Source organism: Candidatus Krumholzibacteriia bacterium (assembly GCA_035649275.1).
Classification (GTDB): Bacteria; Krumholzibacteriota; Krumholzibacteriia.
Genome location: DASRJW010000097.1, coordinates 74,704 through 90,858, shown reverse-complemented (window position 1 = coordinate 90,858; position 16,155 = coordinate 74,704). Strand labels below are relative to the sequence as shown.

The 16,155-nt window shown below is 64.4% G+C and carries 11 protein-coding genes; 8 read left to right on the top strand and 3 right to left on the bottom strand.

Annotation, left to right across the window (positions count from 1 at the left end):
* From VFE28_09800 to VFE28_09790, 3 genes are all read right to left on the bottom strand, one after another.
* Nucleotides 1–519, bottom strand: a 519-nt coding sequence (locus tag VFE28_09800; protein HZM16285.1) for a pyruvate:ferredoxin (flavodoxin) oxidoreductase, incomplete at its 3' end; no start/stop codon positions are given.
* Between the two features lie 13 nt (nt 520–532).
* Nucleotides 533–2,209, bottom strand: coding sequence for an NAD(P)-binding protein (locus VFE28_09795; GenBank protein HZM16284.1), 1,677 nt, complete (start codon nt 2,207–2,209; stop codon nt 533–535).
* A gap of 226 nt (nt 2,210–2,435) precedes the next feature.
* A complete protein-coding gene (locus VFE28_09790; protein ID HZM16283.1) occupies nt 2,436–3,290 on the bottom strand; it encodes an SDR family oxidoreductase in 855 nt (284 codons plus the stop codon).
* 419 nt (nt 3,291–3,709) lie between these two features.
* Between VFE28_09790 and serC the strand changes: the two genes are divergently transcribed.
* The 8 genes from serC to VFE28_09750 all read left to right on the top strand — a co-directional run bounded on the left by serC (nt 3,710) and on the right by VFE28_09750 (nt 16,144).
* Nucleotides 3,710–4,831 carry a 3-phosphoserine/phosphohydroxythreonine transaminase gene (gene serC / locus VFE28_09785; GenBank protein ID HZM16282.1) on the top strand — a complete coding sequence of 374 codons (1,122 nt, stop codon included), beginning with the start codon at nt 3,710–3,712 and terminating at the stop codon, nt 4,829–4,831.
* 497 nt (nt 4,832–5,328) lie between these two features.
* Entirely contained in the window at nt 5,329–6,180 is an 852-nt protein-coding gene (locus tag VFE28_09780; GenBank protein ID HZM16281.1) for a 4'-phosphopantetheinyl transferase superfamily protein, read from the top strand.
* 59 nt (nt 6,181–6,239) lie between these two features.
* The gene (locus VFE28_09775) at nt 6,240–8,774 is read left to right on the top strand and encodes a Pls/PosA family non-ribosomal peptide synthetase (protein HZM16280.1); all 2,535 of its coding nucleotides are present in this window, start codon (nt 6,240–6,242) and stop codon (nt 8,772–8,774) included.
* Nucleotides 8,771–12,001: an amino acid adenylation domain-containing protein gene (locus tag VFE28_09770; protein HZM16279.1), complete on the top strand. Its 3,231-nt coding sequence runs from the start codon at nt 8,771–8,773 to the stop codon at nt 11,999–12,001. Before VFE28_09775 ends, VFE28_09770 begins: the two co-directional genes overlap by 4 nt.
* A 46-nt stretch (nt 12,002–12,047) precedes the next feature.
* Nucleotides 12,048–13,046: a TauD/TfdA family dioxygenase gene (locus VFE28_09765; GenBank protein HZM16278.1), complete on the top strand. Its 999-nt coding sequence runs from the start codon at nt 12,048–12,050 to the stop codon at nt 13,044–13,046.
* A gap of 4 nt (nt 13,047–13,050) precedes the next feature.
* The gene (gene sbnB / locus VFE28_09760; GenBank protein ID HZM16277.1) at nt 13,051–14,121 is read left to right on the top strand and encodes a 2,3-diaminopropionate biosynthesis protein SbnB; all 1,071 of its coding nucleotides are present in this window, start codon (nt 13,051–13,053) and stop codon (nt 14,119–14,121) included.
* 27 nt (nt 14,122–14,148) lie between these two features.
* Entirely contained in the window at nt 14,149–15,165 is a 1,017-nt protein-coding gene (sbnA, locus tag VFE28_09755) for a 2,3-diaminopropionate biosynthesis protein SbnA (protein HZM16276.1), read from the top strand.
* Nucleotides 15,166–15,232: 67 nt separating this feature from the next.
* The gene (locus tag VFE28_09750; protein ID HZM16275.1) at nt 15,233–16,144 is read left to right on the top strand and encodes a hydroxyacid dehydrogenase; all 912 of its coding nucleotides are present in this window, start codon (nt 15,233–15,235) and stop codon (nt 16,142–16,144) included.
* Nucleotides 16,145–16,155: the final 11 nt, after the last annotated feature.

The window sequence follows — 16,155 nt, the reverse complement described above, 5'->3', positions numbered from 1 at the left end:
GCCGTCGAAGAAGTGCACGAACGGGACGCGTGTCTCTAGCGTGGCGGCATGCGCCACGAGCGCGAGGTCGTGCGCCTCCTGCACCGACGTCGCGGCCAGCATCGCGAATCCGACCATGCGCGCGCTCATCACGTCCGAGTGGTCGCCGAAGATCGACAGCGCCTGCGTGGCGATCGCACGCGCCGTCACGTGAAAGACGCAAGGCGTCAGCTCGCCCGCGATCTTGTACATGTTGGGCAGCATCAGCAGGAACCCCTGCGACGCCGTGAACGTCGTGGTGAGAGCGCCGCTCTGGAGCGCGCCGTGCACCGCGCCGGCCGCGCCCCCTTCCGACTGCATCTGCTGGATTATCGGAACCTGACCCCAGATGTTCTTGATGCCTTGAGCAGCCCAGGCATCGGCCAGCTCCGCCATCGTGGATGACGGCGTGATCGGAAAGATGGCGCAGACCTCGTTGACGCGATAGGCGATGTGGGCGGCAGCCGTGTTGCCATCCATGACGACGGACTTGGCGGACATGCCCCCCTCTTTTCTACGGGCGGACGGTGAAGCGAGCGGGCACCTTGTCCGCTTCCCTGCGCTCGACCTCGGGCTCGTGCATCATCTCGATCGCATGACAGGGGCACTGTTCGTAGCACGCTGCACACCCGGTGCACAAGTCGAGCTCGACGCGATAGAACCGTCCCTTCCCCAGCTTGACAATCGCCTGCTCCGGGCACGCCGCGTAGCAGTTGTCGCACTCGAAGCAATTGCCGCACGAGAGGCATCGTGCGGCCTCGTAGCGTGCCTCGCGCTCCGAAAGGCCGCTCACGATCTCGTCGAGGCCTGTGCGCTTCGCGACCGGCAGCTCGGCGTGCTCGCGCCGCGCGGCGTCGAGGAAAAGCGTCAGGTTGAGCTGCTCGTACGGGATCGGCGGATTCTGCGGCGGTTTCTGGTAGAGACCGCCACGCAGCCACGCATCGATGTTGCGTGCTGCCTTCTTGCCGTGGCCGACCGCCGCCGTCATGGTCCTGGCGCCGCCGATCATGTCACCGCCCGCGAAGATGCCGGCGGCGGCACGCATGTGCTCGTCCACTTCGACGACGTTGCCCCTGCCGATGCGGATGTCGGGCACGGTCTTCAGGAACTCGACGTCGGCATGCTGGCCGACGGCCAGCACCAACGAATCGGTCTTCAGGGTCTGGAACTTTCCGGTGCCCACACAGCCCGAGCCGTCGGGCAGCATCTCCATCTCCTCCACCACGATCTCGTCCTGGCCGAACTGCTTGACCGTGGATAGCCACTTGATCTTCACGCCCTCGGCAACGGCTTCCATGGCTTCGTAGGGATGGGCCTCCATCTGCGCCTTGTCGAAGCGGAAGATAATCACCGCCTCTTCGGCGCCGAGTCGCTTCGCCATGCGCGCGGCATCCATCGCGGTGTTGCCGCCGCCCACAATCCCCACCACGCGCCCGAGCGCCGGCGCGCGGCCCTTCTCCACGCGCTCCATCAGCGTCACGGCATCGATGATCTTCCCGCCGTCCATGGCCGGAATGTCGAGGTGATTGGAGACCTGAGCACCGATTCCCAGGAACACCGCATCGAATGAACCAGCGGCCTTCTCGGCCAGCACGTCGTTCACGCGCGAGTTGCGGAAGATCTTCACGCCCATTGCCTCGATCCGCGCGATTTCTTTGTCGAGTCCTTCACGCGGCAGGCGGTACGCGGGAATCCCGTAGTGCATCATGCCACCCGGCTCGGGGTTCGCATCGCGGATCTCGACGTCGTGACCGAAGCGTCGCAACTGGTACGCGCACGACAGGCCGGCCGGGCCTGCGCCGACCACGAGCACTCGCTTGCCGGTGGGGCGGCCTGAAGCAACCGTCCAGCCTTTTTCGTTGGCAAGATCGCCGAGGAACCGATCCAGCGAATGGATGGAGACCGACTGATCGAGGAACTGCCGGTTGCAAACGCTTTCGCAGGGGTGATAACAGGCGCGGCCGTGCGTGCCTGGCAGCGGGTTCTCCTCCATGTATTTCTGCCAGGCGCGCTCGTAGTCGCCCGCCTGCGCCAGGCCCAGCCATGCCTGGATGTTTTCACCCGCCGGGCACGCGTTGTTGCAGGGTGGAAGATGATCGACGTAGACAGGACGCTGCCATCGACGCGCGCCGGCGCCCTTGCCGATCGTTTCCTTGTAAACCGGCGTCAGATCCCTCGGAGTAAGGCTCAAGGATGTCCCCCTGTAGCCCTGGAGAGCCCGTGTGACGAAGCGGTGGTCATAGTACGAAGGCCATGCCGGGCGCGTCAATCGGCCTTGGAATCTCGCCCTCAACCGCAAAACCGCTCACAACCGCCATCTAGGGATTCCGCGCCCCATCGCCAACGACGTAAAATGCCCTCCGAAGTTCGAATGCGCTTCTGAATGCGGCTCTTTGCATCGGGCGATGGCCGGCACGTTAACCGCGGAAGAATGAAGCGTTCTCTTGAACGAACTCGGAAACAGTTCGCGGCGCGCGGCCAGTGAGATCAGCGACGGTGTTGGTGATCGTGACTGTTTTTCCGCCCGCGCGCTGATAGGCACCGACAGCGAGAATGCTTTCGATGACGGCGGGAGGAACGCCTTCTCGAACGCGTCGCGCCCGTGCTTGCTCTGGAGTCTCATCGACAAACCGTAGCTTCTTGCCGATAACGCCGCCGATGATCTCCGCAGCTTGGCGATAAGACAGCGCTTCGCTTCCCGTAAGCACGTATTTCTTGCCGACATGTCCCGGCTGCGTGAGCGTGACAAAGGCGACCGCGGCCACGTCATTCGCATCGATGTAAGGGATTTTGCCGTCACCCGAAGGCGAGTAGATGGTGCCTTCTTTGATGACGTACCCGGCCTGAGAAAGGAGGTTCTGCATAAAGTGGTGAGGCCGGAGCATGGTCCACGCCAGCCCCGACTCTTGCAGTTCTTTCTCGACCTGGTAATGCCATCGACCGATGGGGGCATTTGAGTGGTCCGATGCAGCGAAGGCCGAAGCCTTCACGACGTGTGTAACACCAGTGGAGCGCGCTGCAACAATGGCGTTGTGCTGCAACTCCACCATGTCCTCGAGATAGTGCGTGAGAAGGAATACGGTCTTGGCACCCTCGAAAGCTGTTGTCAACGTTGCTGGTCGAGCCAAATCTCCAACAACCCATATGATGCCACGCAGTTCCTGCGCCTTTCGCGGGTTGCGGGTAAGCGCGCGCGCGGGGATCCCCGCTTGGGACAGCAATCGCAGGAGTTCACTCCCGATCACGCCCGTGGCGCCGGTCACGAGAATCATAGATTCCTCCTCGTTCACGCCTGGTTCCTCAACGCTGAGAGCCGCCTCCTCTCGTTGTAGTACTTCATCCGCTCACTGACAACCCTCGCCTTGCCAGTCGCGTACACCAACTCCGCGAAGTCGGTGTAAACTCGCTACCAGATTCGCCCGCGTCCCGGCAGCCACAAGCACCTGCCGAATCTCCGTGCATTGCTCGCGCGTCGCCTTGTCGTTGCACTCGGCCAGGAGCGCGAGGAGAGACGAGGTGGCGAGCCGTTTCACGCGGCGCAGTATATTCGAAAAAGGTGCCATTTGTCGGTGGCACTTCGGCCATGCGGTGTTCCGCTTTTTCGGGTCCCTCGCATTCCGGTGGTCTGAGATGCAGTTACTTCTCATCCGTACATGGATTCTGATGAATTCATGTACTAGAATGTTCTCCCATGAGTCGCGTGATGAATTTCAACGCTGGGCCGGCTGCGCTTCCCATCTCCGCGCTCGAGCGCGCTCGTGAAGAGCTCCTCGACTTCGAGGAGTCGGGGATGAGCCTGATGGAGCATAGCCATCGGGGAAAGGCCTACGAGAAAGTTCACGCGGAGGCCACGGCACTTGTCGCCGAGCTCCTCGGCACGCCGCTCGATACGTGGGACGTCCTCTTCGTTCAGGGCGGAGCGTCGATGGCTTTTGCCCAGATTCCACTCAACTTCCTCGGATCGGGGAGGACCGCCGACTACATCGTCAACGGCGCATGGGGCGAGAAGGCACTCGCGGAGGCCCGCACGATCAAAGCGGTCGGCGGAGGCGAGCCGCGCGTCGCGGCGACGACGCGGGGCGAGGACAAGAGCTACGTCCGCGTCCCACGTCAGGAGGAGCTGTCACTCACGAAGGACGCTGCGTACCTGCACGTGACGAGCAACGAGACCATCCACGGCATCGAGTACGGCCTCCAGCCGGAGACGCCGTTCCCGCGCGCCGATGTCCCCGTCGTCGTCGACATGTCGAGCGACATCCTCGGCCGGTCAATCGACGCGTCTCGCTTTGACCTCATCTACGCCGGAGCGCAGAAGAACCTCGGCCCGAGCGGCGTCACGCTCGTGGCGATGAAAAAGGAAATGACGGCTCGAGGCAGGAAGGACATCCCGACCATTTTCCAGTACCGAACAGCGGCGGACAACCAGTCGCTCTACAACACGCCGCCGACGTTCGGCATCTACCTCGTCCGCAATACGCTCGGCTGGCTCGAGATGCAAGGCGGCGTCACCGGGATGGAGACGAGGAACCGCAAGAAGGCGCGCGCGATCTACGACGCGATCGAAGCCTCAGGCGGGTTCTACCGCTGCCCAGTCGAGCCGGCTTGCCGCTCGATCATGAACGTCGTCTGGCGGCTCCCGACCCCCGAGCTCGAGGAGATCTTCGTGAAGGAAGCGACCACGCTGAAGATGGTCGGCCTGAAGGGCCACCGCGCCGTCGGCGGCATCCGCGCCTCGCTCTACAACGCGGTCGAGCCCGAATGGTGCGAGGCGCTCGCGTCCTTCATGAAAGACTTCGCCGAGCGAAAAGGCTGATCCGCTCGCCCGGGATCGACGGGTGTTACGAGCGCCCCGCACCCTGAGCCGCGTCCCGCTCCCGGCCAAGTTCTGCGTCTGGAACCAGTCGACTCATTCGCGGAACCTCGACCGCATCGAGGCTTCTCCATGGCCCCGGCGGGATGCCTCGGTGTTGTAGAGACCGAAGAGACTGTCGGTGACGGCATTGTCGATCGAGTTTTCGTCCGCTGCCGACCGTCCTTTACAAAAACTGTGAAAACTCCGAAGCGTCGATTGTCTCAATGCAGCAGCACCGATCCGGTAAACCATCGAATGCATCATCGGGGTTTTCCTCTACACAATCTTTAATTGGGGTTTTTCACTCAGGGCTCTGATGGTGCGGCGAAGCGATCCTCGAGTCATTGTGAACAGTCCGACGTTTACTTTTACGCACGGCCACTTTAGAATGCCGTATTCATCGCTCCGAGTATCCGATGACCGACCGCACTCTGAAGTAGCCGAAGGATCCGGTCACAATGCAGTCGCCACTGAGCACGGCTGTCACGAGTGCGGTTGCAGCGAGCTTCTACGTGCCGATCGCCGACGACGAATGTCGCACGCAATCCTGTCGCAGCAGCACATGGTGTGAAGACGGTCTCGTAGGCTGGATGCGGTTGCCGGTGTCAGCGTGCGTCGAGATGTTCTCGGATGTCCCACTGTCGACCATGTTTCCGGTCGAGATCGCCGCGGTGGCCAACGCCGTGACCCAGCGCCGACGCGAGTTCGCCACGGTCCGGTACTGCGCCCGCGAAGCGCTCAGGAAGATCGGCGTGACGGCCGTCCCGATCCTCTCCGACGCAGACGGCGTACCCCGGTGGCCCGTCGGCGTCGTCGGTAGCATGACCCATTGCGCGGGCTACCGCGCCGCCGTCGTTGCACGATGCGACGATCTGCTCGGCGTCGGAATCGATGCCGAGCCGCACGCGCCCGTCCCCGCTGCGGTGCTCGACTTCATGCTGCGGGAGGAGGAATCGGCCCAGCTCTCGGCATTGAGCGAATCCCGCCCCGACCTGCACTGGGACCGCATCTTCTTCTGCGCCAAAGAGTCTGCGTACAAGACGTGGTTTCCGCTGACCCGGCGGTGGCTGGACTTCGCCGACCTGTCGGTCGAGTTGTCCGTCGGCGGCACCTTCGAAGCGCATGTGCTCGTTCGGGAACCCGGTCTTGCGGACTCCCACGGGGTCCGCATCGGCGGGCAGTGGGTGGTCGATCGCGGCCTCGTCGTCGCGACCACCTGCCTTCGTAGGGTCCCCGCCATGGGGATCCGCCGCCGCGATCCCAGCGACAATTGCAGGGGCGAAGCCTCTGGATTCGGAGGGCGAGGGTAGTGGATCTGCACTGCGGGGCCGGCGGTGCCGATCTGGCGGCGGCGTCCGCCGGCGTGAGCATGTCGCCGGCCACGACGACCATCGGTGTCGAGCAGGCCCTGTCGGCGATCCTGGCCGGCGTGCTTCGCGTGGAGCCAGTGCCTGTCGACAGCCACTTCTTCGACGAACTCGGTGCGGACTCCATGGTCATGGCGCACTTCTGTGCCCGTGTCCGCAAGCGGGCGGACCTGCCGTCGGTGTCGATGAAGGAGGTCTACGCCAACCCGACGATCCGGAGTCTGGCGGCGTCGATCATCGAGGTGGCTCCCGTCTCCTCACCTGCTCCCGCATCGCCACCGGTCGAGGGTCCCACGCCGGTCTGCAACGCACAACATTTCCTCTGTGGGGTGCTGCAGTTCCTGCTCGGGACGGGGTATTCGTTTCTCGTCCTCAGCGCTTTGATCCGCTCTTTCGCGTGGACTCTCGGCGGATCACACCTGGGCGACGTCTTCCTACGGTCGGTTGTGACCTCCGGCGCGGGGTTCGTGGTCCTGTCCTCGGTTCCGATCCTGGCGAAGTGGATGCTCATCGGGCGTTGGAAGCCCCAGCGGATCCGGATCTGGAGCTTGGCCTACGTCCGCTTCTGGTTCGTCAAGTTTCTCGTTCGGATGAACCCGGTGGTGGCGTTCGTCGGAACACCGGTCTACGCGCTCTACCTGCGGGCCTTGGGTGCGAGAATTGGCAGGAACGCATTGATCCTTTCGACCCATGTGCCGGTGTGCACTGACCTTCTGACGGTCGGGGACAACGCGATCGTCCGCAAGGACTCGTACTTCCTGTGCTACCGGGCCCATGCCGGTATGATCGAGACGGGCTCGGTCCGCATCGGGAGAAACGCGTTCGTGGGCGAGATGACGGTGCTCGACATCGACACCTCGCTGGGCGACGGAGCGCAGATCGGCCATTCCTCGTCGCTGCATGCCGGGCAGTCCGTGCCGGACGGCGAGCACCGGCAAGGCTCGCCGGCGCGGCAGCGTACCGCGGTGGACTACCGAGCGGTCGACCCGGCCCCCTGCGGCACCCTGAGAAGGGTGGTTTACTCGCTCGCGGAGCTGCTGCTCATCGTTCTCGTGCTGCCGGCTTTGAGCGCCGTCCTGTACCGGGTGCTCTGGACAGTTGCCCCTCGATTCGGCTTCGCCAGCGCCACTCACTCGGCGATCGACACGACGACGCCCTACCTCGCCTTGCTGGTCGGCTCGCTGGCGCTGTTCTTCGGTAGCACCCTCTTCGGGCTCGTCTTCGTGGCCACTGTGCCTCGCCTACTCCATCTCGGCTTCGACCCGGGCAAGGTCTATCCGCTCTACGGGTTCCATTACTGGGCACAGCGGACGATCACCCGCCTCACCAACGTCAGGTACTTCCTCGGTCTCTTCGGGGACAGCTCGTATATCGTCTACTACCTGCGCTGGATCGGGTACGACCTTGGCCGGATCGTCCAAACCGGGTCGAATTTCGGCTCGGACTTCAAGCACGACAATCCTTTCCTGGTGCGCATCGGCAGTGGAACCATGATCGCGGACGGGTTGTCCGTCATCAACGTCGACTATTCGAGCACGTCGTTCCGGCTGGCGCGCGTGACGATCGGTCCCGACAACTTCCTCGGCAACAACGTTGCCTATCCGTCTCAGGGCAAGACGGGGGACAACTGCCTGCTCGGGACGAAGGTCCTGGTTCCTCTCGACGGCGAGCAGCGGGAGGGAATCGGACTCCTGGGCTCGCCCAGCTTCGAGATTCCGCGAACGGTCCTGCGTGACAGCAAGCTGGCTCCGAAAAGCGCCGCCGATCTGCGTCGTCGGCTTGCAGCCAAGGACAAACACAACCTCGGGTCCATGGGGTTGTTCGTGCTGGTGCACTGGATCCATTCCTTCGGGATGCTCCTGCTCGCCATCACTGCCGCGGACCACATTCACGAGCTCGGCACGTCCACGGCGCTCGCCCTGGCCGCAGAACTCGGAATCCTGCTCCGGGTCTTGTACTACGCGTTGGTAGAGCGTGCTTACACGCTGTTCCGGCCTCTGCAACCCCGGAACTGCTCGATCTACGATCCGGCCTTCTGGTCTCACGAACGCTACTGGAAGCTGGTGGTGATCAATTCGGTGCTGATGCCGTTCGATGGCACCCCGCTCAAGAGCCTCGCCTGGCGCCTACTCGGGGTCCGGATCGGCCGGCGCGTCTTCGACGACGGCTGCAACGTCACCGAGCGGACCCTGGTCACGATCGGGGATGACTGCACGCTCAACATGGGAACCATCATCCAGTCGCACTCACAGGAGGACGGCGGCTTCAAGTCGGACCACATCACGATCGGTGCCGGCTGCACGCTGGGCGTCCTTGCCTGGGCCCACTACGGCGTGACGATGGGCGATGGTGCACAGCTCGGCCCGCACGCGTTTCTCATGAAGGGTGAGGAGGTCCCACCTCACACCCAGTGGGGAGACAACCCGGCCAGAGAGCTTCGAGACAGGCATCCTGCAGATGCACAAAGTACAGCAGCAGCGCGTTTCTTGCCGCAGGCCATAGGATTGCCTGCGCCGAATGGAGGTCAGCCAGTATGAGAGTGGCAGCAGACGCCAGCAGGGAGTACTGGCGGAACGTGCTCGCGACAGGCGGATTCACGACGATCCTGCGCTGGACGAGCGATCGAGCCAAGGGCGTGGCCGAGCACGAGACGACACTTCCGGAAGATCTGGTGATCTCGTTGTGCCGGCTGGCAGACGAGCTCTCGGTGCCACTCGGCTCGATCCTGCTCGCCGCACACGCCAGGGTCCTGGCGGCGCTTTCCGGCGAGCAGCAGGTGACGACCGGTTACGTGGCCGCAAAGGCCGGTTCACCGTTGCCCTGTCGGCTGGCGACCGGAGCCGGCTCGTGGCGAACACTGCTCCTGGACACCCGGGCGGCCGAGGCGGAGCTGCTCTCCCACGCGCAATTCCCGCTCGACGATCTCCGGAGAGAGCTGCACCTGACCGAGCCCGCGTTCGAGGTTGTGTTCGATCCCACCATGGAGGACGGAGATCTCGTAGACCACGTCGTGCTGCGCGTGGGAGTGCGTGACGACGACCGGCTCGCTCTACGACTGCGGTACCGCACGGATGCCCTGGATGCGGAGGCCGCGGCCCGGATCGCCGGCTACCACGTCACAGTACTCGAGCACATCGCGGTCGACCCGGAGGCCGAGCATGGACGGCAGAGCCTGCTCTCCGCCGAGGAACTCCACTTCCAGCTGGAAGGCCTCGCAGGCCCGCGACGGGAAGTTCCGGACTGCCGCGCCCATGAGCTGTTCGAGCAGCGCGTTCGGGCCCATCCGAACGCTGTCGCAGCCGTGCACGGCGACCACCGGTGGACCTACGCGGAGCTCAACGCTCGGGCCAACCGGCTGGGACGCGCTTTGTTGGACCGGGGCCTGGGGCGAGAAGAAGTAGTGGCGGTCGTGACCGAACGCAGCCTGGACTGGATGGCCGCCGTGCTGGCGATCTTCAAGGCCGGGGGCGTCTACCTGCCCATCGAGCCGCATTTCCCGGCGGACCGCATCGCGACGATGCTCTCTCGTGCCGAGTGCAAGCTCGTGATGACCGAGCGCAGGAGCAACGCCACGCTCGACGCGGCTCTCGCGACGCTTCCCGGAGTGCACACGATCCTTGTCGAAGCGGTCGGCGAGGACGGCTGCCCCGACAACATCGGCATCGATGTCGCGCCGGGGCAAGTCGCATACATCTACTTCACCTCCGGCTCCACCGGTGAGCCCAAGGGTGCGATGTGCGAGCACGCCGGCCTGCTGAACCACCTCTGCGCGAAAATCGACGACCTGGAGATTCGCGAAGGGCAGGCGGTCGCCCAGATCGCCCCCCAGTGCTTCGACATCTCGCTCTGGCAGTTGCTGAGCGCGGTTCTGGTAGGGGGCCGGACCGTGATCATCAAGCAGGAGGTGATCCTCGACGTCCCGCAGTTCGTCGACGAGATCGTCGAGGAGAGAGTCAACGTTCTACAGGTCGTGCCGTCGTACCTCGAGGTCGTGCTGTCCACTCTGGATGAGCACCAGCGCGAACTGGCCGATCTGCGCTGCGTCTCGGTCACGGGCGAGGCGCTGACCAAGGAGCTCGTGCAGCGCTGGTTCGCTGCCGAGCCTCGGATCAAGCTCGTCAACGCGTACGGGCTGACAGAGACGTCGGACGATACGAACCACGAGGTCATGGACCGGGCACCGGAAGGGAATCAGGTTCCGCTCGGCCACGCCATCAACAACGTGCACGTCTACGTCGTGGACGAGCACCTGTCTCCCGTGCCGCTGGGAGCAGCGGGAGAGATCGTTTTCTCCGGGGTCTGTGTCGGTCGCGGTTACATCAACGACCCCGAGCGAACACGCGTCGCTTTCCTGGACGATCCGCTTCGCAAAGGTGAACGACTCTACCGCAGCGGTGACTATGGCCGGTGGCGCCCGGATGGCAAGCTGGAGTTCCTGGGCCGACGCGACGCCCAAGTCAAGATCCGCGGCTTCAGGATCGAGATCGGCGATATCGAAAACAGCCTGCTGCGTCTGGCCGGCGTGCGACAGGGCGCCGTGGTGGTCGTCGAGCGCGCCGACCGAACGAAGCAGCTGGTGGCGTTCTACTCCGGTCGACGGCTCGAGATCGACCTCCTTCAGGACTTGCTGGGCGAGTCCCTGCCGGAGTACATGGTGCCCTCCGCCTTCCACTGGCGGGAGAGCCTGCCGCTGACCGCAAACGGCAAGATCGACCGGAAAGCCCTCCGGGTACTGGCCGCTGCGCTCGACGTCGCTGGGGGCGATCGCGAAGCTCCCCGCACGGAGACTGAAAAGCGGCTTGCCGCCGCCTGGGCGAAGGTCCTCGGCATCTCACCCGAGCGGGTGGACCGGCGACACAACTTCTTCGACCGGGGTGGCACCTCGCTCTCGGCCGTGAAGCTGGTGATCGCGCTGGACCATGCGGTTACCCTCAAGGATCTCACGGGTCACCCGGTGTTGGCAGATCTTGCCCGGCTCGTCGACGGCGATTCCGCCGGGGACTCCGGGCTGCTGCAGAACCTGTCGGAGACGGAAAAAGCTTCGGGCAATGCTCTGGTGTGCTTCCCCTACGCGGGCGGCAACGCGGTCAACTTCCAACCGATGGCGCTCGCTTTGCGGGATAGCGGGCTTCCGGTCTTCGCGGTCGAGCTGCCCGGTCACGACCTGGGTGCCGACAACGGCTCCCTCGCCCCGATGGACGAGGTGGTCCAGCGGGTCGTCCACGAGATCACGGAGCGCGCCCTGACCAGGGTCTCGCTGTGGGGTCACTCATCGGGCGCCGCGCTGGCCCTGGAGACTGCCCGGAAGCTGCAGGAGAAAGGGGTCGAGGTGCAACGCGTCTTCATCGGCGCGCTGCTGCCGGGCACCGCCGCCGACCGGCGTGCCGCCATCGCCGAGCTGAACAGTCGGAGCCAAGCCGAGATCTTTGCGTCGTTGCACGGAAACCACGGTCCGGTGCAGTTCGGGGAGCTGAACACGCGACAGGTCGAGCGCATCGGCGCCACGTACCGGCACGACGTCGTATCCGCGCACCGTTATCTGGCGGACATCCTGGACAACCCGCCGGCGGCGAAACTGTCGGCGCCAATCACCGTGATCGGCGCTGCCGACGATCCGACCACGTCGGAGCTGCCGCAACGATATCGGGACTGGCACATCCTGGCGGAGCAGGTCGACGTGCACGTCCTCGATGAGGGCGGCCATTACTTCTTGCGTACTCGTCCAGCGGAAGCAGCGCGGATCGTGCTGCGCGGCAGCGAATGACTCACATCGTGGTCACTAGCTCGCGGTCACCAGAAAGGAGTTCGTGATGTCAGCCTCATCCCCTCAGACATCGCAGCTCGACTTGGAGCTGCAGTCCGGCAAGCCACCGATTCTCTGCGTCGAGGCCGCGGAGGACGCGGTGGGGTGGGCGGCCGAGTACGGGGTCGCGCTGCGCTCCGTCGTCACCGAGCACGGATCCGTTCTCGTCCGCGGCCTCGGGCTTCGTGACGCGGCACAAGTCGGTGCGGTCTTCCAGCGCCTGGGAACGGGCCTGATCATCGAGAAGGAGGCGTTCGCGTCTCGCAAAGTCTATGCCGACGGCATCTACTCCTCCTCGACCTGGCCGTCGAACCAGCCCATGTGCATGCACCACGAGCTGAGCTACCTCTTCGAGGTCCCCGGCCTCATGCTGTTCGCCTGCCTCACGGCGCCCACCGAGGGCGGCGCCACAGCCGTGGCCGACGCGCCGACCGTGCTCGAGGCGCTGCCGGCGGACTTGGTGGCGAGGTTCGAGCGCGAAGGTTGGATGCTGACGCGAAGCTATAACGAGGACATCGGGATGTCTCACGCCGAGGCGTTCGGGACCGGCGACCGTAGTGCGATCGAGAGCTACTGCCGCGCCCACAAGATCGAGTTCGAGTGGCAACCGAACGGTGGATTGCGCACCAGGCAGCGTCGTCGTGCCATCGTGCGCCATCCGGGCACCAGTCAGAGCTGCTGGTTCAACCAGGTCGCCTTCCTCAACCAGTGGACGCTGGAACCGGAGGTGCGCGAGTTCCTGGTGGAGATGTACGGCGTGGACGGGCTGCCGTTCAACACCTGCTTCGGCAACGGGGACCCGATCGGCGAGGACATCGTGCAGGCCGTCAACGAGGTCTACGCGCGGCACACCACGCGCGAGCCCTGGCAGGCCGGCGACCTGATGCTCGTCGACAACATCCGGACCGCACACAGCAGGGAAGCCTACAAGGGACCACGCGAGGTGCTCGTCGCGATGACGGACGCCCTGCGCTTGGACGACTGCTCTGCAACCCCATCGAGGTGAAGGAATGACCCTATCCCGTTCATCCACGCAGGGAACCGCAACGCCCGCAGCCGTTTCCATACCACCCTTCTCGGTGATCTCCGGGAGCCAGGTCCAACAGGCGCTGCAGGGAAAGGAACGCCAGATCGTCGATCTGGTCGAAGCCACGTACCGGCTTCATGGGGCCGGGGACTCGGTGAACCCACCGTCCTACTTCCTGCGTTTTCCGGACCGGCCTTCCTCCCGGATCATCGCGCTGCCGGCGTCCCTCGGCGGAGACGTGCGGGTGGACGGCCTGAAGTGGATCTCCAGCTTTCCCGAGAACGTGGCGGCGGGAATCCCACGGGCCTCAGCCGTCCTGATTCTCAACGACCACGACACCGGCTACCCATTCGCGTGCCTCGAGAGCTCGATCATCAGCGCGACGAGAACGGCCGCGTCGGCCGCGCTGGCTGCTGACCGGCTGAGCGGCAACCGGCCGCGCCCGAAGCGCGTGGGGTTCTTCGGTGTGGGCCTGATCGCCCGCTACATTCACACCTTCCTGGTGGGTACCGGATGGTCGTTCGAGGACATCGGGATTCATGACCTGTCGTGGGAAAGTGCGGCTGGCTTCCGTGGCTACCTGGAGCGCTCGGGCGCGACGGGCCGGATCAGCGTGCACGACAGCGCCGAGGCGCTGATCCGCTCGAGCGACATGATCGTGTTCGCCACGGTCGCGGGGCAACCGCATGTCAGCGACGTGTCATGGTTCGATCACAACCCTCTGGTATTGCACATATCGCTGCGGGATCTCGCACCGGAGATCCTGTTGTCGTCGACCAACATCGTCGACGACGTCGAGCATTGCCTGAAGGCCGACACGTCGCCACACCTGGTCGAGCAGCGGACCGGCAACCGGGACTTTCTGCAGGGCACCCTGGACGACGTGATGGCCGGCCGAGTGAAGGTTCCGGCGGACCGACCGGTAGTGTTCTCGCCTTTCGGGCTTGGAGTGCTCGACCTCGCCGTGGGCAAGTTCGTTTACGACAGTTTGTCGAATGCGGGCGAGCTGCACGTCGTCGAAGGTTTCTTTCACGAAGTCCGGCGCCACGGATAGCTGGCGTTCTGCTCCTTGGAGGACACCATGAGAATCATCTCGACTCCTTATGAATTCCACGAAGAAGACCTCTACGTCGACCTCAAATCAATCTTCGGGCAACCCCTCTTTCTGAAATGCGAAGGCTTCAACCTCGCTGGGTCGGTCAAACTCAAGTCGGCGATTGCGATGGTGGACGCTGCCGAGAGGGAAGGAATTCTGAAGCCGGACTCCATTCTGATTGAATCGTCGTCAGGGAATCTGGGCGTGGCACTCAGCCTGATTGCGGCGAGTCGGGGCTATCGGTTCCTGTGCGTGACGGACCCCCGCTGCAACCCGTCGACCCGGCTGCTGATGGAGGCCCTCGGCACCGAGGTGCACATCATCACCGTCCCGACGCCTGAAGGCGGCCTCCTGGGCGCGCGCCTCGACTTCCTCCGCGATCGGTTGGAGTCCGATCCCCGGTATGTGTGGCTCAACCAGTACGCCAATCCGAACAACTGGAAAGCGCACTACCGCACGACGGGGCCGGCGATCACCAAGGCGTTCCCGAAACTGGACGTGCTCTTCGTGGGAGCCGGGACGTGCGGCACGCTGATGGGTTGTGCGCGGCACCTGCGGGAGTGGCATCGGCAGGTACGGGTCGTCGCGGTGGACGCCGTCGGGTCTGTGACCTTCGGCGGCCCACCGCTTCCCCGTCTGATTCCCGGACTGGGCACGGCCGTGCGACCCCAGATCGTCGACGAGTCCTTCGTCGACGAGCTGATCTACGTGGAGGAGGCGGACACCATCCGCGCCTGCCGACACATGGCCGCGCATGGATTCCTGTTCGGCGGGTCGACCGGCACGGTCGTCAGCGCCGCGATCGACTGGCTGGAACAGAATGGCGAGCCCGGACTCACCGCGGTGGCCCTCTCACCGGACTTCGGCGAGCGGTACCTCGAGTCGGTGTACCAGCCGAGCTGGGTGATGGAGCACTTCGGGGTGGAGGCGCTCGAGCCCTGGTTCCAGCGACGCTTCCAGCTGGGCGTGGAGGAAGACATGAGGGTGAGCGCATCGGGATGACGTCGCATTCGAACGCGGGGCGGGCGTAGTCCGCAAGAGCCGTTCAGTCCAGCCAAGGAGGATTGCGTTGCTGGTTTTGATTGCTGACGCGTTCCATAGCTCGCTGCCGGACCGGCTGCGCGCTCTCAATGTAGAGGTAACGGAGGACCAAGCTCGTCAGGCCGAGGCCGAGGTCCTCCTGATTCGGAGCAGGACACAATGCACCCGCGAGTACATCGACGCATCTCCGGCGCTGAAGCTGATCATCCGCGGCGGCGTCGGCCTCGACAATGTCGACCGGGCGTACGCCGAGCAGAAGGGCATCGCGGTGGTCAGCACGCCGGAGGCGTCGAGTATCGCAGTCGCCGAGCTCACGATGTCGCTGATGCTCAGTGCCGTGAACCAGCTCGTGGTCGGCCACAACGGCATGGCAGCCGGAAGGTGGCTCAAGAAGGAACTCCATCGCACCGAGCTGTTCGGCAAGACACTCGGCCTGATCGGCCTCGGCCGCATCGGCTCGGAAGTCGCCAAGCGCGCCACGGCATTCGGAATGAGAGTCTTCGCCTTCGATGCCTATGTGGAGGAAAGCGACATCGCCGAGCTGGTCGACTTCGAGACCCTGCTCTCCAGCGCTGACGTGATTTCCTTGCACACGCCGTTGACCAGCGAGACGCGTGGAATGTTCGATGCCGAGTGCCTCGCGAGATGCAAGGCCGGAGTGGTGATCGTCAACACCGGACGAGCCGGCTGCGTCGACGAGGCCGCCATGGCCTCGGCGCTCGAGTGCGGTCACGTGCGCTGCTACGCCACGGACGTCTGGACCCAGGATCCGCCCCCGGCCGATTGTCCGCTGCTCCACGCACCCAACGTCCTGATGCTCCCGCACGTCGGGGCGTCCACCCGGGAGAATCTCCTGCGCATCGGAGAGATCATCGTCCACAAGATCAAGCGCCACCGGGAGTTGGAGCGTGTGCAAGAAGATGGATGGGCCTTGCGGTGATGACCCACACC